The sequence below is a fragment of the Streptomyces sp. DH12 genome (assembly GCF_020873895.1).
GTDB lineage: Bacteria > Actinomycetota > Actinomycetes > Streptomycetales > Streptomycetaceae > Streptomyces.
Genome location: NZ_JAHWGT010000440.1, coordinates 1 through 617, shown reverse-complemented (window position 1 = coordinate 617; position 617 = coordinate 1). Strand labels below are relative to the sequence as shown.

Below are 617 nucleotides of genomic sequence, written 5' to 3'. Positions count from 1 at the left end.
ACCGCCGCCTGGGTGCGGTCGCGCAGGCCCAGCTTCACCAGGATCCGGCCCACGTGCGTCTTCACCGTCTGCTCGGCCACCACGAGCCGTACGGCGATCTCCGCGTTGGACAGGCCCTGCGCGATCAGCGACAGCACCTCCGTCTCCCGCTCGGTGAGGTCGCCCACCTTCCGGCGCAGGGGCGTGCGGGGCCGCGGGTCCAGGCGGGAGAACTCGGCGATCAGCCGGCGGGTGACGCCCGGCGCGAGCAGCGCGTCCCCGGCCGCCACCACCCGGACCGCCTCGGCGAGCTGCTCGGCGGAGGCGTCCTTGAGGAGGAAGCCGGAGGCGCCCGCGCGCAGCGCCTCGTACACGTACTCGTCGAGGTCGAAGGTGGTCAGCACCAGCACCTTCACCTCGGGGTGGACGGCGGTGATGCGGGCGGTGGCCTCGATGCCGCCGAGTTCGGGCATGCGGATGTCCATCAGGACGACGTCCGGGGCGAGTTCGCCGACCTGCCCGACCGCCTCGATCCCGTTCACCGCCTGGCCGACGACCTCGATGTCGGGCTGGGTGTTCAGCAGCACGGTGAAGCCCTGCCGCACCATCTGCTGGTCGTCGGCGATCAGTACGCGGAT

General features: G+C 72.1%; 1 protein-coding gene. It reads right to left on the bottom strand.

The window, feature by feature from the left end:
* The coding region (locus LPA54_RS35055) for a response regulator transcription factor (protein WP_228984645.1) at positions 1-617 on the bottom strand (617 nt) is incomplete at both ends.